The organism is Lysobacter sp. H23M47 (assembly GCF_015209765.1).
Lineage (GTDB): Bacteria > Pseudomonadota > Gammaproteobacteria > Xanthomonadales > Xanthomonadaceae > Novilysobacter > Novilysobacter avium.
The window spans coordinates 207093-227500 of sequence record NZ_CP063658.1 but is presented as its reverse complement, the minus strand read 5'-3'; the positions used below and the strand labels follow the sequence as shown (position 1 = coordinate 227500).

The following is a 20408-nucleotide window of genomic DNA, read 5'->3' as shown; positions in this document are numbered from 1 at the left end:
GGGTGGGAGGAAAAGTCGTCGCAGTGACCGTGCCGGTCAGCCTTCCACCAGGCGGACACGGGAAAAGGTGCGCTTGCCGACGGCGAGGACGCCTTCAAATCCGGGCGCAAAGACCTGCTGGGCGTCGGTCACCACCTCACCGTCAATGCGCACTGCCTTCTCCTTGAGCTTGCGGTTGGCTTCGGAGTTGCTCGGCGTCAGGCCCGCGGCGGTCAGCAAGGCGGCGATGCGCAAGCCGTCCACGGGGACGGCGAGGTCGTGCAGCGGGAGCTGGGCGGTGTCGCCCTGTCCACGCACGGCGGCGTTCCAGCCGGCAACGGCGAGGTCGGCAGCCGCCTCGTCGTGGAAGCGCGCAGCGAGTTCGCGGGCGAGGCGCAGTTTGAGGTCGCGCGGATTGAGGGCGCCCTCGGCGATCTCGTGCTTCAAGGCCTCCATTTCAACCAGCGAGATATCGAAGCTAAGCAGCTCGATCCAGCGCCACATCAGCACGTCGTCGATCTTCATCGTCTTGGTGACGATGTCGATGGCCGGCTCGTTGATGCCGATGTAATTGCCCAGCGACTTGCTCATCTTCTGCACGCCGTCCAGGCCTTCCAGCAGCGGCATGGTCAGGACGATCTGCGGCGGCTGGCCGTGCTGCTCCTGCAGGCCGCGGCCCATCAGCAGGTTGAACTTCTGGTCGGTGCCGCCCAGCTCGACATCGGCCTTCAGGGCCACCGAGTCGTAGCCCTGCACCAATGGATACAGGAACTCGTGGATCGCGATGGACTGCTGCGCAGCGTATCGCTTGGCGAAATCGTCGCGCTCCAGCATCCGCGCCACCGTGTGCTGGCCTGCCAGTCGGATCATGTCCGCGGCGCTCATCTGGCCGAACCACTCGGAGTTGAAGCGCACCTCGGTGCGCTCGCGGTCGAGGACCTTGAACACCTGGTCGGCGTACGTCTCGGCGTTGGCCAGCACATCCTCGCGGGTCAGCGGCTTGCGGGTGACGTTCTTGCCGCTGGGATCACCGATCATGCCGGTGAAGTCGCCGATCAGGAAAATCACCTGGTGACCGAGGTCCTGAAACTGGCGCAGCTTGTTCAACAGCACCGTGTGACCCAGATGCAGGTCGGGCGCGGTGGGGTCGAATCCAGCCTTGATGCGCAGCGGACGCCCGCTCTGCAGGCGGGTGACGAGTTCGTCGGTTTTGAGGATCTCATCGGCGCCGCGGCCGATCAGGGCGAGGGCGGATTCGATGTCGGTGGTGGCGTTATCGGCAGGCACGGGAAGGGGCTCTTGGAAAGATCGATGGCAGCTGAACGGGCGGGTTGCGGTGCGAGTGCCGGCATGGGAGGTCCACGCCAAGGGTAACGCCGGAATTCCCATTGCACTCAAGGGTTTGACGCACACATCTCATGTGCTTATCGTAACGCCGCGACGCTGCCTTCACATCCTGCGCGTGGGAGACCCATCAGATGACACCGACCGACCCCGGTACGATCCGGCGTAACCGCCTGAAAAGGCTGCGCAAAACAGCGCTGCAACGACCGGTGGTAGCGCGTCGGTTGTCCGATGGGTTCAGTGGTCGATGGTCGCGCCGGCAGTGGGTTCAGGCAAGCCTGTTCGTCACCATCGGCGCATTGGTCGCCGCGATTGTCCCTGGCTTTGGTGATCTGCAGGCCGGGAGCACGCCTCTGGCGCGCCAGTCGATGGCGCTGCCGCTGCCGCCGATTGCAATGCAGCCGGCGCAGCCGCGTCCGGAGCATGACTGGCAGGTTGTGCGGGTGCAGAGCGGGCAGACCCTGGGCGCGGTGTTCCAGCAGATGGGCATTCCGGCGGCCACGATGCACCGCATCCTCGAGCAGCCAGGGGCAAAGCCCGCCCTCACCCGACTGGGCACCGGCGCAGAGCTCGCGTTTGACATGGCCGACGGCTCGCTTCGGCGCTTCCGCTACGACCGGGATCCGGCCCATCGCGTGGAACTCAGTCTCAAGGGCGACACGATTACCGAGCAGGTGATCGAACGGCCGACAGAATTGCGCAGCATTGTCAGCAGTGGCGAGATCCAGAGCTCGCTGTATGTCGCAGCACGCAAAGCCGGCCTGCCGGCCAACGCGATCGCGACGATGACCGATGAGATCTTCAACTACGACATCGACTTCACCAGCGCCAAGAAGGGCGACCGCTTCAGCGTGGTCTACGACCAGGTCTGGCGCGAGGGCGAACTGGTTGGCAGCGGCGATATCCGCGCCGCCACCTTTACCACCGGTGGCAAGACGTTCTCCGGTTTCCGCTTCGAGCATGACGGCAAGGTCGGGTACTACACCGCCGAAGGTCGGCCGCTGAAGAAATCCTTCATCCGCATGCCGATTCCGTATGCGCGCGTGACCTCCGGCTTCACCACCGCGCGCAAGCACCCCATCCTGGGCAAGACCCGCGCGCATCAGGGCGTCGACTACGGCGCAGGCTCCGGCACACCGATCATGGCCGCCGGCGATGCGCGGGTGCAGTTTGTGGGCTGGAAGGGCGGCTATGGTCGCACCGTCGTCCTGGACCACGGCCGCGGCTACACCACGCTGTACGCGCACATGTCGCGCTTTGGCAAATTCAAGGTCGGTCAGCGCGTGCCGCAGGGCTCGGTAATCGGCTATGTCGGCAGCACCGGGTTGGCGACCGGACCGCACCTGCACTACGAATTCCGGGTCAACGGCGTGCACCGCAATCCGCTCAACGTGACCATGCCGCCGGCCGAGCCGCTGAAGGGCGCGGCGCTGGTCGCCTTCCGCGCGGAAACCGCACCGGCGCTGGCACGTATCCAGGAAGTGGAAGGCCTGCTGCGCAACAACGCAATGGTGGCCAGCAAGGCGCCGGCGAAGGTGGACACCACTACGGGCGTCGACCAGCAAGCCTGATCGCAATGAGCATCACCGACACCACGGGCCCGGCGGACAGCAGTTCGACCGGGCCCGCTGCTTTGCGGGCCGATGCCACCCGCGGCGAGGAGCTGTTCGTCGGTCTGATGTCGGGCACCAGCGCGGACGGCATTGATGCGGCGCTGGTCCGCTTCGACGAGGGCAGCGGCTGCACCCTGGTGCAGGGCCATACCTGCGCGTGGGACCTGGCCACGAGCGCGCGCCTGCTCGAGTTGGGCCAGGGCGCGCCGATCGAGTCGATCGACGAGCTGGGCACGCTGGATGTGCACATCGCCGAATGCTTTGCCGAGGCGGCGCTGCAGCTGATCCGCAGCGCCGGGGTCGATGCGGCGCAGATCCGCGCGATCGGCTCGCACGGGCAGACCATCCGTCATCGGCCCGATGGGGCCGCCTTCGATGGCCGCAACCGCTTCACGATGCAGCTGGGCGACGGCAACGTCATCGCCGAGCGCACGGGCGTTGCGACGGTCGCCGATTTCCGCCGCCGCGACGTCGCCGCCGGAGGCCAGGGTGCACCACTGCTGCCCACGCTGCATGCGGCAATGCTGTGCAGCGATTCGGAGCACCGCGCGGTCCTCAACCTGGGTGGGATCGCCAACCTGACGCTGCTGCCGGCGTCCTGCGACGGGGTCTCCGGCGCGGGCGTGCGTGGCTTCGACACCGGTCCCGCAAACGCCCTGATGGACGCCTGGTGCCAGCGCCACCTCGGCCAGCCGTTTGACCGCGACGGCAGCTTTGCCGGTCGGGGCGCGGTCGACGAGTCGCTGTTGGTACGCCTGCTGGGTGAGCCGTGGTTCTCTCACCCACCGCCAAAGAGCACCGGGCGCGAGCAATTCCAGCTGCAGTGGCTGCAACATCACTTGCGCGGCGATGAGCGTCCGGAGGATGTACAGGCGACGCTGCTGGAGTTGACTGCCGCCACGGTTGCCGACGCGCTGCTGGCGCTGCAGCCGGACACGATGCGGGTGCTGGCTTGCGGTGGCGGCGTGCACAACCCGGTCCTGCTGCGGCGCCTTGCGGCGAGACTGCCTGGGGTGAGCGTGGAATCCACGGCCGTCCACGGACTGGATCCGGACCATGTCGAGGCGATGGGATTTGCGTGGCTGGCACGCCAGACCCTGGCCGGACGGGCGGGCAACCTGCCGGCGGTGACCGGGGCGCGCGGCCCGCGCACGCTTGGCGTGATCTACCCGGCGTAGAAGTCCCGGACAGGGATTCCCGCGCCCACGGGCTCAGTCCGCGGGGTTGCCGATACGGCCGATCAGCGAGAAACCCGGATCGTCTTCGACCTTTTCCAGGGCCTCGATGGCGGCCTGGAGGATATGGGCGTCGGTGTCATCGAGTGCCACTGCCACGTCAGCCTCGCAGGCAAAAAGGCCGTGTTCGATCAGATGGGTGATCGCCACGGACTGGGTCCAGCCCATGCTCGCCGCGAACCGTCGCACGCGCTCCAGCAGCACCGGATCGATATCCAGAAGTAGCGTCTCGCTCATCGTCCTTTCTCCACCTGCGATGCGCCCCCGTCCTCACCCAGCCGCACCTTCGGTCGCAGCCACAAAAACAGCATCACCGCAGGTACGACCAACACTGCGGTCAGCACGAAGTATGGCGCGTATCCTACCGCCTCCACGATACGCCCCGAATAGAACCCCAGCACCTTGCCCGGCAGGGTGATCATCGAGGAGAACAGGGCGTACTGGGTGGCGGTGTAGCGCTGGTTGACCAGTGCCGACAGGTAGGCGACCGCGGCGGTGCCAAGGAAGCCCTGCGCCAGGTTCTCTCCGGAGATCACCAGGGTCAGCATGCCGACATCGCCGTTGGCGCCGATCAGCAGCAGGTACAGGAGGTTGCTGACCGCGCCCAGCACGATCGCCGTCAGCAACGTCCAGTTGACGCCCCAGCGCGCCACGGCCAGGCCGCCGACGAACGCGCCGCCGATGCCGACCCAGATGCCGTAGATCTTCGATACCGCGGCGATCTGCGTCTTGGTGAAGCCCTGGTCGAGGTAAAACGGCCCGATGATCCCGCCGACCAGCGCCTGGTCGGAGATCTTGAACAGCAGGATGAAGGCCAGCACGCCCAGGCCCACGCGGCCGCCAAAGCGGCGGAAGAAGTCGGCAAACGGCTCGACCACGCCCTCGCGCATCGCCGCCGCCCAGTTCTGCGCACGGATACGGATGACGTCGGGTTCGCGAGCCATAAGGTTGGCGATGATCGGGATCAGCATCACGCAGGCCATCACCCGGTAGACGTTGGGCCACACCGCGTGGTCGGCCAGCACCAGCGCCAGCGCGCCGGTCACGATCAGGGCCATGCGGTAGCCCAGCGAATAGGTGGCCACCAGCGCGCCTTGCGACTCGACCGGGGCGATCTCGATCCGATAGGCGTCCACCGCGATGTCCAGCGTCGCTCCGGCCACTGCCACGGTCAGGGTCAGGCCGATGAACAGCGGCAGCGTGGCGGTGCCCACCCCCGCCATCGCGAACAACCCGCCCATGACCACCAGCTGGGCCAGCAGCAGCCAGCCGCGGCGCTGGCCGAGCCGGCCGAACAGCGGCAGGCGCCAGCGATCCACCAGCGGCGCCCAGAGGAACTTGAAGGAGTACGCCATGCCCGCGCTGGCGATCATGGTGATGTCCTTGAGCTCCAGGCCGTCCTCGCGCAACCAGTACGCCAGCGTCCCGGCCACCAGCAGGAACGGCAGCCCGGAGGCGAAGCCGAAGAAGAACATCGTCCACGCCGATGGCTCGGCAAACGCCTTCCACGCCGACGGCTTGCGCGCCTTGGCCGGCGAACTCACCCGCGCTCGCCCATGTCGAAGTCCACGGTAAACGGGGCATGGTCGGAGAAGCGCGGCTCACGCGCGATCGCGCAGCGGCGCAGCCGCGACGCGAGACGCGGAGTCACCAGCTGGTAGTCGATCCGCCAGCCTACGTTCTTGGCGAAGGCCGCGCCGCGATTGCTCCACCAGGTGTAGTCCTGGCCGTCGGGATGCAGGTGCCGGTACGCGTCCTTCCACGCCTCGGCGGCGGCTGCCGGCTCGCCGCACAGCGCATTGAGCCATTCGCGCTCGGGCGGCGTGCAGCCGGAGTTCTTCTGGTTGGAGGTCCAGTTGCGGATGTCCATCGCGGTGCGCACGATGTTCCAGTCGCCGCACAGCACGTAGTCGCGGCCGCTGGCGAGCCATTCGTCCAGGATGGGCTTGAGCCAGTCCATGACCTCGAACTTGTAGGCCTGGCGCAACTCCCCCGAGGAGCCCGACGGGATGTAGAACGAGACCACGCTGAGATTGCCGAAGCGCGCCTCCATGTAGCGGCCCTCCTCGTCGAATGCGTCCCAGCCCAGCGCGGTGCGCACCTCGTCGGGCTCGCTCCGGCTGTAGATCGCCACACCGCTGTAACCTTTCTTCGTGGTCGCGTCGCGGAAATACGCGTGATAGCCGGCCGGCAGGAAGGCCGGGTCCACCAGTCCGTCAGGACCGCTCAGCTGATGCTCCTGGGCCTTGGTCTCCTGCATGCAAAGCACGTCGGCATCCTGTTCGCGGAACCAGTCGAAGAATCCTTTGCGGGCGGCCGAACGGATGCCGTTGGCATTGAAGCTGATGATGCGCATGGAGTACCGGAAGTGGGGGCAATGCGGGCGCTGGACCCGACGCGGAAGGATAGCGCAGCCCCGCAGTCGGCCGGGAGGACGCCCAACGCTGGCAGCGTGGCTGGTTATCATCGACGGCTGTTGATCCACTGGATGCCACATGCAGGACCACCGCGGACGATTCCTGGACCTGGCGCTGCGCGCCGATGCGCTGCGCTTTGGCGAATTCACCCTGAAATCCGGTCGTACCAGTCCGTATTTCTTCAACGCCGGCCGCTTCGATTCCGGCACGGCCCTGGCCGGACTGGCGACCTGCTACGCCGATGCGATCGATTCCGCGCGCGCGGACGGATCGCTGGGAGAATTTGACGGCCTGTTCGGGCCGGCCTACAAGGGCATACCGCTCGCCACCGCGCTGGCCTGCGAGTATTCCCGCCGCGGCTACGACCTGCCGGTGACCTTCAATCGCAAGGAAGCCAAAGCCCATGGCGAAGGCGGCAGCCTGATCGGCGCGTCGCTGGAAGGCCGCCGCGTGCTGATCGTCGACGACGTGATCACTGCCGGCACGGCGATCCGGGAGGCCCTGCAGATCATCGGCGACGCCGGTGGGATCGTGAGCGGGATCGTCATCGCGCTGGATCGTCAGGAAGCCGTCGACCCTTCCGTCAGCCGACGCTCGGCGGCACAAACTGTCGCAACCGAGCACGCGCTTCCGGTGGTGGCGGTCGCCAGCCTGGACGATCTGCTGGCAATGGCCGCGGAATCGACCGTGCTGGCCGGGCAGCACGAGCGACTCCTCGCGTACCGCGAGGCGTATGGAAGCCGCTGATCGCGATGTCGCTGAGCGGCCGTCGTGCGCTTGGCCCGAGTCTTGCGTCTGTGTCTGCTGATCGTCCAAGGTAAAAGCCATGCAAGCTCTGTCCCGTACTTCCCTGCTCTCCTGCGCGCTGCTGTCGGTGGCGCTGGCGATGGTCGTGTCCCCGGCGTCGGCGCAGAAGAATGTCCAGGGCGGGAAGAAGATCTATTGCTGGGACGATCACGGCGAGCGGGTGTGCAGTGATGCCCTCCCCGCGAACGCGGTGGACAACGCGCGCACCGAGTTCAGCCCGACGGGCGTCGCAACGGCCCGCATCGAACGCGCCAAGACCGACGAGGAACGTGCGCTGGCGGAGATCGAGGCCAAGCGGCACGAGCGCGCGCAATGGTCGGAGGCCGAGCGGGCGCGGCGTGAGCGTGCGATGGTGGTGTCCTTCGCCAGCGAAGCCGACCTGGAGCGCAACTTCGCCAACCGGATCGAGCTGATCGACTCCAGCATCGAGACCTCGCAACTGGGCATCAAGGGTGCGCGGCGCAGCCTTCTCAGCCTGCTGCAGCGGGCGAGCGAGGCGGAACTGGAAGCCAAGCCAGTAGCCAAGACGCTCGCAGAGCGCATCAGCGTCCAGCACGAGTCGCTGCGCCGCCATCAGGAGCTGCTGGAACGCCAGGTCCAGGCCCGCGACACGATCGACCAGGAACTGGCCTCGGCGTTGGAGCGCTACCGCGAGCTGAAGGCGGCCAGCGGCGCATCCGGGCGCAGCTGAAGCCTGCGGCCTGTAAACGCGGGCCCCCTCGCCCCGGTAGAGCTCGCCCCGGTGGACCGCGGCCGACCTTCGGGCCGGCCCGGGGTCCTCAGAACGGCAACTGCAGGTCCGGATCCAGCGCCAGCAGCTGCTCGCGGAACGTGCCGGTGATGCGCGCCATGGCCTCGTTGCTGTCGGCATCAAAGCGCATCACCAGCACCGGCGTGGTGTTGGACGCGCGCACCAGGCCCCAGCCGTCCGGCCAATCCACGCGCAGGCCATCGATGGTCGACAGGCGCGCGCCGTCGAAGTCCGCCTCGCCCACGAAGCGCTCCACGAACGCGTGCGGGTCTCCGCCCGGTGCGTCAACCTTTATCTCCGGCGTGGACACACCGTCGGGGAGCGCGTCGAGCACATCGCTGGGGCGCCCCGGCTGCGCGGCGAGGATTTCCAGCAGGCGCGCCGCGGAGTAGATGCCGTCGTCGAAGCCGTACCAGCGCTCCTTGAAGAAGAAGTGGCCGCTCATCTCACCGGCCAGCTCCGCACCGGTCTCGCGCATCTTGGCCTTGACCAGCGAGTGCCCGGTTTTCCACATCAGCGGGCTGCCGCCGTGGCGCAGGACGTAGCCCGGCAGGCGGCCGGTGCACTTCACGTCGAAGATGATCTGCGCGCCGGGGTTGCGCTCCAGCACGTCGGCGGCAAACAGCATCAACAGGCGGTCGGGGAAGATGTTGTGGCCGTCGCGGGTGACCACGCCAAGGCGGTCGCCGTCGCCGTCAAAGGCGATGCCCAGGTCCGCGTCCAGGCGGTCGACCATCTGGATCAGGTCGGCGAGATTGTGCGGCTCGCTGGGGTCGGGATGGTGGTTGGGGAAATTGCCGTCGATCTCGCAGTACAGCGGCACGACCTCCGCGCCAATCGCCTGCAGCACCGCCGGGCCCAGCTCGCCGGCCACGCCGTTGCCGGCGTCCACGACCACTTTCAGCGGCCGGTCGATCTGGATATCTGTCGCTACCCGCTGGACGTAGTCATCGTTGATATCGCGCTGCTCCAGCGCGCCTTCGCTGTCGGCGACGTGCAGCCGCCCTTCGGCGATCCGCGCGTACAGCCCGGTGATCGCATCGCCTGAGAGCGTCTCGCCGTCGATCACGATCTTGAAGCCGTTGTAGTCCGGCGGATTGTGGCTGCCGGTGACCGATACGCAGGAACCGGCCTTCAGGTGGTACGCGCCGAAGTACACCAGCGGCGTCGGCGCCAGGCCGATATCGATGACGTCGCGACCGGCCTTGCGCAGGCCCGTGATGAGGCCTTCGAGCATGTCCGGCCCGGACAGGCGGCCATCGCGGCCGACCACGATCTCCCGCTGCCCGGCCTCGTGCATCACCGAGCCGATCGCGTGGCCGATGCGTTCGGCGACGCCGACATCGAGACTCTTGCCGACGATGCCGCGGATGTCATAGGCGCGGAAGATTTCGCGGTCCAGGATCACCGGGGCGACGGCCGCCGCCGCAGCGGCGAGCGGTACGGACTCGGTTGCCGGAGCCGCCAATGAATCGTCGCTCATCGATTCTCCCAGCGTCTGGCTGGAACCTTCATCGCTTTCATCCAGCGCGCCGCTGCGCCGGCGCGCCAACAGGCGGGGCCCGCGCCACGCCAGCAGCGCCAGTAACGCGAATACACCTGCGGCGATGAAGCAGGCGAGCGCGCCCAGGCCGAACGGCGCAAACGCCGGGTAAGGGATTCCCGCCGCGACCCGCAGGTTGCTGCCGGGCACGGCGGCGGCAAGAGCCTCGGCGCCGCCGGCCAGGCTGGCGTCGCCCCGCTCGACCAGGCTTTGGCGACCCTGGCGCAAGGCAAGGTACCCATCGCCGGGGAGGGCGACGGCGTCCACCGGGCCCGTGATCCGCTGCAAGGGCAGCAACACCAGTGCTACCGCGCGAGCCCGCTCCTCATCGCCCACCGGCGCGGCCAGCGCCAGGCGCGAGGCGTCCCCGTCGCGCACGACCCACGACACCGGCTTGCCTTCCACCAGCGCCGCTTCCAGGGCCGCGAGCCGGCCGTAGCTGCCGTCGGGCAGCGCGGCATAGTCCTCGTCCAGTTGCGGCGCCAGCACCGCCGGCTTGCTGGCGCCCGGCCAGCCCGCCGCCAGCAGCTCGGCTGCGCGCGCGTTCTCGCCACTGGCGACTGCCGAATTAAAAGCGGGATCCGCGAGTTTGTCGGCAAAACGCTTGTGCTCCGACGCCAGCGCAGTGGCGATGGCCTGGACGGCCTGGTCGCGTGACTGCTCCACCGTCGCCCGCCGGCCGCCGTCGCGCTGCTGCTGCCAGCCGCTCCACGCAAACCACAGCGCCAGCAGCGCGCAGGCCACCACAAGCGCGGGCAGCAGCGGCTTGAGCGGCTCCAGCGCCACGAAAGCGCGCTTGGTCTTGGTATCGGGCATGGCGTTGTATTCCCCTGTTGATTGCAGACAGCGCGCTCAGCGCACGCCGGTATGGCCAAAGCCGCCGGCGCCGCGTTCACTGGTTTCAAATGCATCCACCACCCGCAGCTGCGCCCTTGCGATCGGCAGCAGAACCAACTGGGCGATGCGATCCCCCGGTTGCATCGTAAAAGGCTCGGCGCTGCGGTTCCAGACGCTGATCATCAGCGGGCCCTGGTAGTCGGCATCGATCAGCCCGGTGCCGTTGCCCAGCACGATGCCGTGCTTGTGCCCCAGCCCCGACCGCGGAAGGATCACCGCGCACAATCCGGGATCGCCGATGTGGATGGCCACGCCGGACGGAACCAGCGCCGAGGCGCCGGACGCCAGCTGCATCGGCTCGTCAATCGCGGCCCGCAGGTCCATGCCGGCACTGGCCTGGGTGGCGTAGGCGGGAAGCGGCCATTGCGTGCCCAGGCGCGGGTCGAGCACTTTGAGTTCAAGCGTGTGTGGCATAAGTCCCTCGTTGAAAGCGTGCCGGGTGCGTCGCTCAGGATAATTTTCAGCGGGCGCTGTCGGTCGCGCGCGCGGCGGCCGGCAGTCGCTGGCAGATCAAATCAAGCAACTGACTGGCAAGTTCGTGTTTGGATGCCGGCCCCAGCGGCAGCGCCAGATCCGAGCCATAGATGACCAGCGCGTTGTCGTCGCTCTCGAATCCGGACCCCGCCACGCCCACGCGGTTGGCCGCGATCAGGTCGAGCTGCTTGGCGGCCAGTTTGCCGCGCGCGTGGCGCTCCACGTCCCCGGTCTCGGCGGCGAAGCCGACCACCAGTCCCGGACGGCGGGGATGGATCGCCAGTTCGCCGAGGATGTCGCGGGTGCGCACCAGCTGCAACGTCAAGCCGTCCCCGCCGGCTCCTTTCTTGATCTTCTCCGCGGCCACCCGCGCCGGTGTGTAATCGGCCACGGCGGCGGCGCCGATGTAGACATCCGCCGGCAACGCGCCGATCACGGCCGCGTGCATCTGCGCCGCCGAGCGTACGTCGATCCGAGCCAGCGAGCCGCTGCCGGGGCCGGGAGTCGCCAGCGCTACCGGACCGGCGATCAGGCTTACCCGCGCCCCGCGCGCCGCCGCGGCCGCGGCGATCGCAAAGCCCATCTTGCCGCTGCTGCGATTGCCCAGAAAACGCACCGGGTCGATGTCCTCGTAGGTGGGCCCCGCGCTGACAACCACGTGCCGACCGGCCAACGGAGCGCTGCTCATGCCGCACGCTGGGCGAGTGCTGCGACAATCTCGTCGGGCTCCAGCAGTCGCCCGGCACCGGTCTCGCCGCAGGCCTGGTCGCCCACGCCGGGGCCCAGGATCATGACCCCGCGACCGCGCAGCACATCGATGTTGGCGCGGGTCGCCGGATGCGCCCACATCTGCTGGTTCATGGCCGGCGCCACCGCCAGCGGCGCGTCGGTGGCCAGGCACAGCGTGCTGACCAGGTCATCGGCAAGACCGTGGGCGAGCTTGGCGATGGTGTTCGCACTCGCCGGTGCGACCAGGATGCGGTCGGGCCAGCGGGCCAGCTCGATGTGCCCCATTGCGGCCTCGGCGGCGTCGTCCCACAGGGTTGTGCGGACCGGCCTTCCCGAGAGCGCCTGGAAAGTCGTCGGCGAGACGAAATGCCCGGCGCTGGCCGTCATCGCCACCTGCACCTGGGCGCCGGCCTGGCTCATTCGACGGACCAGTTCGGCGGCCTTGTAGGCAGCGATCCCGCCGCACACGCACAACAGGATTTTCTGGTCGTGGAGCACTGGCACGTGAGGAAAACCCCTACGGTTTGGGCAATGGCCAGCTTACCCGATGCCACGCCGTCGGCCGATGCCGCCAAGCCTTGCGCCCAGCCATTCTGAATCCGTGGCTGAAGCGGGGACGGAGCGTGGTGATGCGGCTTCCCCGGCCCATCGCGACGTCTGGCTGGGCAGTCCGGTCCGTCCCCGCTTCGTTTTTCTTTCCGCCCGCTACCGCCAGGGCGATGCTTCACCGGTTGCGACAGGACGTCGCAAGGCGCGCACGCGCCACCAGCACAGGGATCGAGACGATGCACATACGTGATTGGCCGGCCGACGAACGCCCGCGGGAGAAATTGCTGGCGCGCGGTGTGGGTGCGCTGTCGGATGCCGAACTCCTCGCAATCTTCCTGGGCTCCGGCCTGCGCGGCCGCGACGCGGTCACCACGGCGCGCGAACTGCTGCAGGGCCACGGGCCGCTGCGCGCGCTGCTGGAGCGTCCACCGTCGCAATTGGCCAAGCTGCCCGGCCTGGGTCCGGCGCGGGCCTGCCTGCTCGCCGCAGCACTGGAACTGGGCCACCGGCACTTGTCGGCCGAGCTGGAACGCGGTGCGGCCTTGACCGATCCCCAGGCCGCCGGACGCTACTTCGCCCAGCGCCTGCGCGGACTGGAGCACGAAGTATTCGCCGTGCTGTTCCTGGACACGCGCCATCGCGCGCTGGCATTTGAAGAACTCTTCCGCGGCACCATCGACGGGGCGGAAGTACACCCGCGCGAGGTCGTCCGGCGCGCGCTGGCGCATAACGCCGCTGCGGTGATCGTTTTCCTACCCGCTACATGGCACGGTAGTGACATGACTTTAAGCCTTGCCCCGCTTCACTTTCCGACGATTTGCAGATGTCACCGAGATGACGCCCATTCCGGTGACAAATCGGTCGGTTTTGTCACCACCGTTGAAAGGGTTCGGCTCCCAGTGGTTGATCAGACTTTGCAGCGGCCGAGTAAGGGGGCGGGCGTCACGCTCGTCTTGATCCACAATCACTACCTGACGTCGCCGCGGCCATCCGAGATGGTTCACTCACACTCCAGCCGCGCCCAACGCGATGCCAAGATCGGGGAGCTGCGGCGGCGCTGGAGAAAGTCCTGCCTTTCGCGTGCGGAGTGATGTACTGCGGTCCCAAGTGGCCAGGCTTGCATTGATCAATCAGATCTTGCTGTCGGAAAATCGCACTCTCAAATGCTAGGCAGGGCGACCCAAAAGTGGTCGACCATCCACAGCCAATAGAGGACCATAGCTGCGCATCCAATTGGCGCAATGCACCCTATCTGGTAGGCAGTAAGCCAATCCTCCAACAGGGTCGCACGCGGTTAGACCGAGGGGTAAGCTCAGTGATGGCATTCGCTCACCCGACCCCGATTCTCGCCCTGCGAGACGGGGCCGTGCTTGGATGTCTCGGGGTTCCATCCAATTTCTGCGACCCGCTGCGCTGCCCGTTGCCGAGCGCGTAATGCGCGCGCCATTTTCAAAGATTGACTTACACAACCCATGACCAAGAACGGTAAAGCCACCACCGCCCAGGCCCCCAAGGCCAGCGACACCACCCTAGCCTCCTTCATCTGGAAAAACGCCGAAGACCTCTGGGGCGACTTCAAGCACACTGATTTCGGCAAGATTATCCTGCCATTTACCCTGCTGCGTCGGCTGGAGTGCGTGCTGGAACCCACCCGAGAGAAGGTCCGCGAGGCCCACGCCAAGTTCAAAGACAAGGGGCTGGATACGGCACTGATCCTGCGCCAGACCGCGGACCTGCCTTTCTACAACACTTCGCAGTACTCGCTGGCCACCCTGGGCGCGACCAAGACCAAGTCCAACCTGGAAGCCTACATCGGCGGCTTCTCGGATAACGCGCGCATCATCTTTGACCAGTTCAACTTCACCGACACGATCTCCCGCATGGCTCGTGCCGACATCCTGTTCAAGATCTGCCAAAACTTCGCCAACACGGACCTGCACCCGGATGTCGTGCCTGACCGGGTGATGTCCAACATCTACGAGCACCTGATCCGCCGGTTCGGCTCCGAGGTCAACGAGGCGGCCGAGGACTTCATGACGCCGCGCGACGTGGTCCACCTGGCCACCACGCTCCTGCTTGATCCCGACGATGCGCTGTTCCGCGACAACCCTGGCCTGATCCGCACCCTCTACGACCCTACTTGTGGCACCGGCGGCTTTCTCACTGACGCCATGAACCACGTTGATGGCTTCGCCGCCCAAGGAAAAGCTCCGCCTGTCTTGATCCCGTTCGGGCAGGAGCTGGAACCAGAAACCCACGCGGTGGCCCTGGCCAACATGCTGCTGCGTCGTCTGGAAACTGAGCCCGCGCGCGACCTGTCAGCCAACATCGCCGGCCCCAAGTCTACGCTGTCCCAAGACGCGTTCGCGGGCCATCGCTTCCACTACTGCCTGTCCAATCCCCCCTTCGGCAAGAAATGGGAAAAGGACCAAGCCTTCGTCCAGCGCGAGGCCAAGGAGAAGGGCTTCGAGGGCCGCTTTGGCGCGGGAACGCCTCGTGTATCCGATGGCTCCATGCTCTTCGTCCAGCACCTGGTCGACAAGCTCGAACGTCCGGAAAACGGCGGCGGTCGCGCGGCCATCATCCTGTCGGGCTCGCCTCTGTTCACCGGCAACGCCGGCCAGGGTGAAACCGAGATCCGCCGCTGGCTGCTGGAAAACGACCTGATCGACGCCATCGTAGCCCTGCCCACTGATATCTTCTTCCGCACGGGCATCGGCACCTACATCTGGCTGCTGGACAACAACAAGCCCAGCGAACGCAAGGGCAAGGTCCAGCTGATCGACGCCACGGGCATGCACAGCCCCATGCGCAAGTCCGAGGGCAATAAGCGCCGCTATGTCAGCGATGAGCAGGCCCAGGACATTGCCCACCTCTATGCCGATTTCGAGCCCAGCGAGAACGTGCGGATCGTGGACTACCGCGACTTCGGCTACCGCCGTATTAAGGTCCAGCGCCCGTTGCGTCTAGTTGCCAAGATTACCGAAGAAGCCATCGAAGCCCTCCAAGCCAGCAAACCTTTCGCCAAGCTGGACGAAGACATCCAAGCCGGCTGGGTGAAGCTGCTGCACAAGCACTTGGACCAGACCCATCCCTACGAGTGGTTCGCAGGCCTGCCCGCGCTGGCCAAGAAGGCTGGCCTACCCAGGATCGCAAAGCCGCTGGCCACTTCGCTGGAGAGCACTCTGGGCATCCGCACTCCTGACGCTCCAGAAGTTTTTGATGCCGAAGGCAACCCTGTGCCCGACAAGGAGCTTGAGGACTTCGAGATCGTTCCGCTTGCTCAACCCATCGACGACTACATGGACGCAGAAGTCTTGCCTCACGTGCCCGATGCCTGGGTGGACACCAGCTACACCGATGACCGCGACGGTCAGATCGGCAAGGTCGGCTACGAGATCAACTTCAACCGCTACTTCTACAAGTACGTGCCGCCGCGTGACCTGCACGAGATCGACGCTGAGTTGAAAGCGGTGGAAGCGGAGATTGCCGCGCTGCTGGACGAGGTGGCGGAGTGACCATTTCTTCTGTCCGGCTTGATCGCGTTTTTCGCGAGATTAAGGAGCTTGTTCCGATAGACGGGCTTGAACTCCTCACGCCAAGCACCGTACATGGCGTCGTACCACAAAGCTCTCTTGACTCTAAGCCTCAACAAGCCTTCCGAGAGGGCTATCGGGTTGCGCCAGCCCAGCCCAATGATTTCGTTATCTCATTGAGCAGCCATGCCCATGGAATTGAGTGGTGCGGCCTGACCGGCGGGATTAGCCCGGATTACACACTCCTTCGCCCCATTGTTGACACCCAGTATGTTCGGTACTTGAAGTATGCGCTTAAGAGTCAATACGTAATCAGCCAGCTCGGCGTCTTTAAGACCGGAGTTCGCATGGGGCTACGTCTCCAATGGAACAAGGTTCGCTACTGCACAATCGACCTCCCGCCTCTACCCACTGCAGTTGAGCTTTCAGACCACCTCGACCGTGCCACTTCCCGCATTGACACCCTGCTTGCCAAGAAGACCCGCTTCATCGAGCTACTGCGCGAGAAGCGCCAGGCCCTGATCACGCATGCCGTGACCAAGGGGCTTGATCCGAATGTGCCGATGAAGGACAGCGGCGTGGAGTGGCTGGGAAAGGTGCCAGCGCATTGGAATGTTTTTCGCTTCAAGCAATCAACTTTTTCTTGCCAGAATGGGTTGTGGGGCGCTGATCCAAATGGCGTCGATGACATCGAGTGCGTAAGGGTCGCTGACTTCAACCGGCCCACCCTCAAAGTCAATCCAGACATCCCAACCCTTCGAGCAGTCACCGAGAAAGAACGCAGCGGCCGACTACTGAAGCGTGGCAACCTGCTCCTCGAAAAGTCTGGCGGCGGCGAAAATCAACCTGTTGGCCAAGTCGTACTCTACGATCGAGACGCATCGGCCATTTGCTCCAACTTCGTCGCGAAGATCGAACTCGCACCAGGCATGGACCAGCGCTTCTGGAACTACCAACATCACGCTGCATACACAGCACGCGTGAATGTGAAATCGATCAAGCAAACTTCCGGCATTCAAAACCTGGACCATCACCAGTATCTCGACGAGCTCGCCGTCTTTCCATCCGCTAACGAACAGACTGGAATAGCTGACCACCTCGACCGCGCCACCACGCGCATCGATACCCTGATCGCCAAAACTGAGTGTTCCATCGAACTGCTGCGCGAACACCGCACCGCCCTGATTACCGCTGCCGTCACCGGCAAGCTCGATCTGCGTCCCGCCGCCTAAGGATAGCCATGCATCCCGTCTTCACCGACACCGCCCACCGCGAGAAGTACTTCGAGGAGTACGTCGTCAAGCAACTGGCCGCCCGCGGATGGAAGGTGGGCGACACCTCCGGCTACGATCAGAACCACGCGCTGTACTCGGAAGACCTGGTCGAGTGGGTGAAGGCAACCCAGCCCAAGAAGTGGGAGAAGCTGGTCGCCGGCAACGGTGACAAGGCAGCCGCCACCCTCATGGATCGGCTGGCTCAGACCCTGGAACGAGATGGCACGGTCAACGTGCTGCGCAAGGGCATCAAGGTGGCTGGCGCAGGCGAGATTGAGCTCAGTGAAGGCCTACCCGAAGACGAGCGCAACCCGTCAGCCTGGGAGCACTACAACGCCAACATTCTCCGCGTCGTGCCCCAGCTCAAGTACCGTCCGGGCAGCCAGCTGGCCATCGACCTAGTGTGCTTCATCAACGGTCTGGCCGTGGCCACCGTCGAAATCAAGACCGACTTCACCCAGTCTGCGGAAGCCGCCGTCGAGCAGTACAAGAACGACCGATTGCCGCTTGATCCAGTCACCAGGCGCGTCGAACCACTGCTGACCTTTCAGCGCGGCGCCGTCGTTCACTTCGCCATGTCCGATAGCGACATCCAGATGTGTACGAAGCTGGCCGGAATGAACAGTTACTTCCTGCCTTTCAACCAGGGTCGGGACGGCAGCAATGGCGTCTGGACAGGCAACCCCATCCGGAAAGACGGCGAATACCCGGTGGCGTTCTTCTGGGAGCAGGTCTGCCAGCGCGATAACTGGCTGCGGATCTTCCACAGCTTCGTGTACACCGAGAAGAAGGACGTGGTGGACCTGGCCGGCAACCACTCCCGCAAGGAAACGCAGATCTTCCCACGCTTCCACCAGTGGGACGCGGTCATGAAGATGATTTCCGATGCCAAAACCAATGGGCCGGGGATGACCTACCTGTGCGAGCATTCGGCAGGCTCAGGCAAGACCAGCACCATCGCTTGGACTGCGCACGACTTGATCCGCCTGCGCACCGACAAGGGCGATCCCTATTTCCACTCGGTCATCGTGGTCACCGACCGCACGGTGCTGGACAAGCAGCTCCAGGACGCCGTCCAGCAGATCGACCACCAGAAAGACCTGATCGCCGCCATCGGTGACAAGGACACGGGGCGCAGCAAGTCTGCAGAACTGGCTGAGGCCATGGAGCGTGGCACGCCCATCATCGTGGTGACGCTCCAGACCTTCCCCTATGCCATGGAGCAGGTGCTGACCAATGGCAAGCTGAAAGACCGCAGTTTCGCCGTCATCATCGACGAGGCCCACACCAGCCAGACCGGTTCGGCTGCCTCCAAGCTGCAGGCCACGCTCGCGTTGCGCGACGCCAAGGAAATGGAAGGGCTGACCGTCGAAGAGCTCTTGGAGAAGATCCAGTCCTCGCGCGTGCGCCCGAAGAACGTCTCCTATTTCGCCTTCACCGCCACGCCCAAGCACGCCACCCTGACCCTGTTCGGGCGCCCTGCCGATCCAACCAAGTCACCCGGCAAGGACAACCTCCCCGAGTCCTTCCACAAGTACCCCATGCGCCAGGCCATCGATGAGGGCTTCATCCTCGATGTCATGAAGGGATACCTGCCCTACAAGACAGCGTTCAACCTGGCCGAGCCCGTCAAGGATGGCAAGCGCGTCTCACAGAAGGCTGCCAAGCGCGCACTGGCCAAGTGGCTCAACCTGCATGCGACCAACGTCACCCAGAAGGTCGAGTTCATCGTCGAGCACTTCGCGTCGAATGTAGCTCCGCTCCTGGGCGGTACGGCCAAGGCCATGATCGTAACCTCTTCGCGCGCTTCCGCTGTGCGCTACAAGCGCGCGTTCGACGCCTACATCGAGGCTCACCCCCAGCACAAGGCTTTCCAGGCCCTGGTGGCGTTCTCAGGCTCGCTGACGGGCAAGGAAGTCGTCCACAGCTCCGACGAGCAGTTGAAGGACGACCCGTTTGCCGCGCAAGACGATGAGCAGTTCACCGAAAGCAACATGAATCCGCGCCAGTACGGTTCTGATCTGCGCAAGGTGTTCGACCGCCCCGAGTTCCGGGTCATGATCGTGGCCAACAAGTTCCAGACCGGCTTCGATCAGCCCAAGCTGTGCGCGATGTACCTAGACAAGAAGATCGCTAACCCCGTGGAGATCGTCCAGACGCTATCGCGCCTCAACCGTATTGCACCAGGCAAGGACACCACCTTCGTGGTCGACTTCGTCAACGAGCCGCAGGTCATCCTGGATGCGTTCGCCAAGTACGATGCCGGCGCCAAAATTGTCGAAGTCCAGAACCCCCACGTCATCTACGATTTGCAGGCTGATCTGGACAAGGCAGGTATCTACACACAAGGCGAGGTAGACGCCTACGCTGCTGTGCGTTTCAAGTCGGCTGCCGCCTATGCAGCCGGCGAGCAGGCCCAGCACAAGGAGCTGTACGCCGCCACGAGCGTGCCTACCGAGCGTTTCAACGACCAGATCAAAAAGCAGCGCGTCGCTATCCAGGTGAGCGAGGCCGCCTTCGAAGTGGCCAAAGCGCAGGGTAACGAGGCCGGCATGAAGCACGCCGAGGCCACCCGGGCGGATCATGCCGAAGCCTTGCAGCAACTGCTGGACTTCAAGTCCGGCCTGACCCGGTTCGGATCGCTGTACACCTACATCGCCCAGACCATCGACTTGAGCGATCCTGGCCTGGAGGCCTTCGCCAGCTTCGCCCGTTTGCTGGCCAAGCGTCTCCATGGCGTGCCGCCCGAAGATGTCGACGTGTCGGCCCTTGTGCTGACCGGCTTCGACATCAAGACCGAGGACATGCCTGGTGGTGATGAGTCGCCGAACGAAGACTCCACCCTTTTGAAGCCCGTTGGGCCAGGCGGTGGTGGCCAAGCACCGCTGCCGGTCTACCTGCGCCAGGTGATCGCGCGACTGAACTCCATCTTTGGTGAGGCCACGCCTTTGACAGACAAGGTGGCGTTCGTTAACCACGTGACCGACATCGTTCGTGAGGATCCGAACACGATGGCTCAGGTTAGGAACAACCCGCGCGATGTGGCCATGAACGGAAACATTAATGGCTCCGTGCATTCGGCTGTCGTCCGCGCGCTCCAGTCGCATGGCGACTTGGCGACGCACATCATGAAACATGATCAGCAGGCGATGACGCCTCTTATCGGACTGGTCTATGAGTTGCTGAAAGCTGGACAGAACATCGACCGGTCGGAGCTGGGCGCATGATGGGATCTGCCGCACGAGTGAGTGGTGCCCCGC

At 65.2% G+C, this 20408-nt stretch carries 13 protein-coding genes and 2 pseudogenes; 8 read left to right on the top strand and 7 right to left on the bottom strand.

Translation table 11 applies throughout. The annotated features are described in order from the left end of the window. Positions 1–36 precede the first annotated feature (36 nt). Positions 37–1266, bottom strand: coding sequence for a tyrosine--tRNA ligase (tyrS, locus tag INQ43_RS00985; RefSeq protein WP_228062569.1), 1230 nt, complete (start codon positions 1264–1266; stop codon positions 37–39). Positions 1267–1457: 191 nt separating this feature from the next. Here tyrS and INQ43_RS00980 point away from each other — a divergent pair, with 191 nt between their 5' ends. Together INQ43_RS00980 and INQ43_RS00975 are read left to right on the top strand one after the other, a co-directional pair. After that, a complete protein-coding gene (locus INQ43_RS00980) occupies positions 1458–2894 on the top strand; it encodes a peptidoglycan DD-metalloendopeptidase family protein (RefSeq protein ID WP_194036828.1) in 1437 nt (478 codons plus the stop codon). Positions 2895–3001: 107 nt separating this feature from the next. Further along, positions 3002–4114, top strand: a complete 1113-nt coding sequence (locus tag INQ43_RS00975; protein ID WP_255518505.1) for an anhydro-N-acetylmuramic acid kinase — start codon at positions 3002–3004, stop codon at positions 4112–4114. Between the two features lie 33 nt (positions 4115–4147). On the opposite strand, the gene INQ43_RS00970 is transcribed toward INQ43_RS00975, so the two are convergent. From INQ43_RS00970 to INQ43_RS00960, 3 genes are read right to left on the bottom strand one after another with little or no spacing between them, the layout of a single operon-like run. Then, a complete protein-coding gene (locus tag INQ43_RS00970; RefSeq protein WP_194034749.1) occupies positions 4148–4408 on the bottom strand; it encodes a hypothetical protein in 261 nt (86 codons plus the stop codon). After that, positions 4405–5715 (bottom strand): MFS transporter, encoded by a 1311-nt coding sequence (locus INQ43_RS00965; RefSeq protein WP_343221392.1) that lies wholly within the window; start codon positions 5713–5715, stop codon positions 4405–4407. Before INQ43_RS00965 ends, INQ43_RS00970 begins: the two co-directional genes overlap by 4 nt. Further along, on the bottom strand, positions 5712–6527 hold the full coding sequence (locus INQ43_RS00960) for an exodeoxyribonuclease III (protein WP_194036826.1): 816 nt from the start codon (positions 6525–6527) through the stop codon (positions 5712–5714). The genes INQ43_RS00965 and INQ43_RS00960 overlap by 4 nt, the downstream gene beginning before the upstream one ends. 139 nt (positions 6528–6666) lie before the next feature. On the opposite strand from INQ43_RS00960, the gene pyrE reads away from it, so the two are divergent. Together pyrE and INQ43_RS00950 are read left to right on the top strand one after the other, a co-directional pair. Beyond that, positions 6667–7335 (top strand): orotate phosphoribosyltransferase, encoded by a 669-nt coding sequence (gene pyrE, locus INQ43_RS00955; protein WP_194036825.1) that lies wholly within the window; start codon positions 6667–6669, stop codon positions 7333–7335. A 79-nt stretch (positions 7336–7414) separates the two neighbouring features. Further along, on the top strand, positions 7415–8086 hold the full coding sequence (locus INQ43_RS00950; RefSeq protein WP_194034746.1) for a hypothetical protein: 672 nt from the start codon (positions 7415–7417) through the stop codon (positions 8084–8086). 88 nt (positions 8087–8174) lie between these two features. On the opposite strand, the gene INQ43_RS00945 is transcribed toward INQ43_RS00950, so the two are convergent. The 3 genes and pseudogenes from INQ43_RS00945 to coaBC all read right to left on the bottom strand — a co-directional run bounded on the left by INQ43_RS00945 (position 8175) and on the right by coaBC (position 12269). Next, positions 8175–10505 carry a phosphomannomutase/phosphoglucomutase gene (locus INQ43_RS00945; protein WP_194036824.1) on the bottom strand — a complete coding sequence of 777 codons (2331 nt, stop codon included), beginning with the start codon at positions 10503–10505 and terminating at the stop codon, positions 8175–8177. Between the two features lie 36 nt (positions 10506–10541). Continuing rightward, positions 10542–11000, bottom strand: coding sequence for a dUTP diphosphatase (gene dut, locus INQ43_RS00940; RefSeq protein ID WP_194036823.1), 459 nt, complete (start codon positions 10998–11000; stop codon positions 10542–10544). Between the two features lie 46 nt (positions 11001–11046). Beyond that, positions 11047–12269 (bottom strand): annotated as a pseudogene (gene coaBC, locus INQ43_RS00935) (bifunctional phosphopantothenoylcysteine decarboxylase/phosphopantothenate--cysteine ligase CoaBC). A 305-nt stretch (positions 12270–12574) separates the two neighbouring features. On the opposite strand from coaBC, the pseudogene radC reads away from it, so the two are divergent. The 4 genes and pseudogenes from radC to INQ43_RS00915 all read left to right on the top strand — a co-directional run. Then, positions 12575–13087 (top strand): annotated as a pseudogene (gene radC, locus INQ43_RS00930) (DNA repair protein RadC); the annotation flags it as partial. A gap of 723 nt (positions 13088–13810) precedes the next feature. Next, positions 13811–15856: a class I SAM-dependent DNA methyltransferase gene (locus INQ43_RS00925; RefSeq protein ID WP_194036822.1), complete on the top strand. Its 2046-nt coding sequence runs from the start codon at positions 13811–13813 to the stop codon at positions 15854–15856. Further along, positions 15853–17106, top strand: a complete 1254-nt coding sequence (locus INQ43_RS00920) for a restriction endonuclease subunit S (protein ID WP_194036821.1) — start codon at positions 15853–15855, stop codon at positions 17104–17106. Before INQ43_RS00925 ends, INQ43_RS00920 begins: the two co-directional genes overlap by 4 nt. A 95-nt stretch (positions 17107–17201) precedes the next feature. Then, positions 17202–20375, top strand: coding sequence for a DEAD/DEAH box helicase family protein (locus INQ43_RS00915; RefSeq protein ID WP_255518469.1), 3174 nt, complete (start codon positions 17202–17204; stop codon positions 20373–20375). The last annotated feature ends 33 nt before the right edge of the window (positions 20376–20408 follow it).

Excerpts from the sequence above, each read along its gene's own strand:
- INQ43_RS00980 (WP_194036828.1), top strand. The coding sequence starts at position 1,458 with ATGACACCGACCGACCCCGGTACGATCCGGCGTAACCGCCTGAAAAGG.
- INQ43_RS00975 (WP_255518505.1), top strand. The coding sequence starts at position 3,002 with ATGTCGGGCACCAGCGCGGACGGCATTGATGCGGCGCTGGTCCGCTTC.
- INQ43_RS00970 (WP_194034749.1), bottom strand. The coding sequence starts at position 4,408 with ATGAGCGAGACGCTACTTCTGGATATCGATCCGGTGCTGCTGGAGCGC.
- INQ43_RS00960 (WP_194036826.1), bottom strand. The coding sequence starts at position 6,527 with ATGCGCATCATCAGCTTCAATGCCAACGGCATCCGTTCGGCCGCCCGC.
- pyrE (WP_194036825.1), top strand. The coding sequence starts at position 6,667 with ATGCAGGACCACCGCGGACGATTCCTGGACCTGGCGCTGCGCGCCGAT.
- INQ43_RS00950 (WP_194034746.1), top strand. The coding sequence starts at position 7,415 with ATGCAAGCTCTGTCCCGTACTTCCCTGCTCTCCTGCGCGCTGCTGTCG.
- INQ43_RS00945 (WP_194036824.1), bottom strand. The coding sequence starts at position 10,505 with ATGCCCGATACCAAGACCAAGCGCGCTTTCGTGGCGCTGGAGCCGCTC.
- dut (WP_194036823.1), bottom strand. The coding sequence starts at position 11,000 with ATGCCACACACGCTTGAACTCAAAGTGCTCGACCCGCGCCTGGGCACG.
- INQ43_RS00925 (WP_194036822.1), top strand. The coding sequence starts at position 13,811 with ATGACCAAGAACGGTAAAGCCACCACCGCCCAGGCCCCCAAGGCCAGC.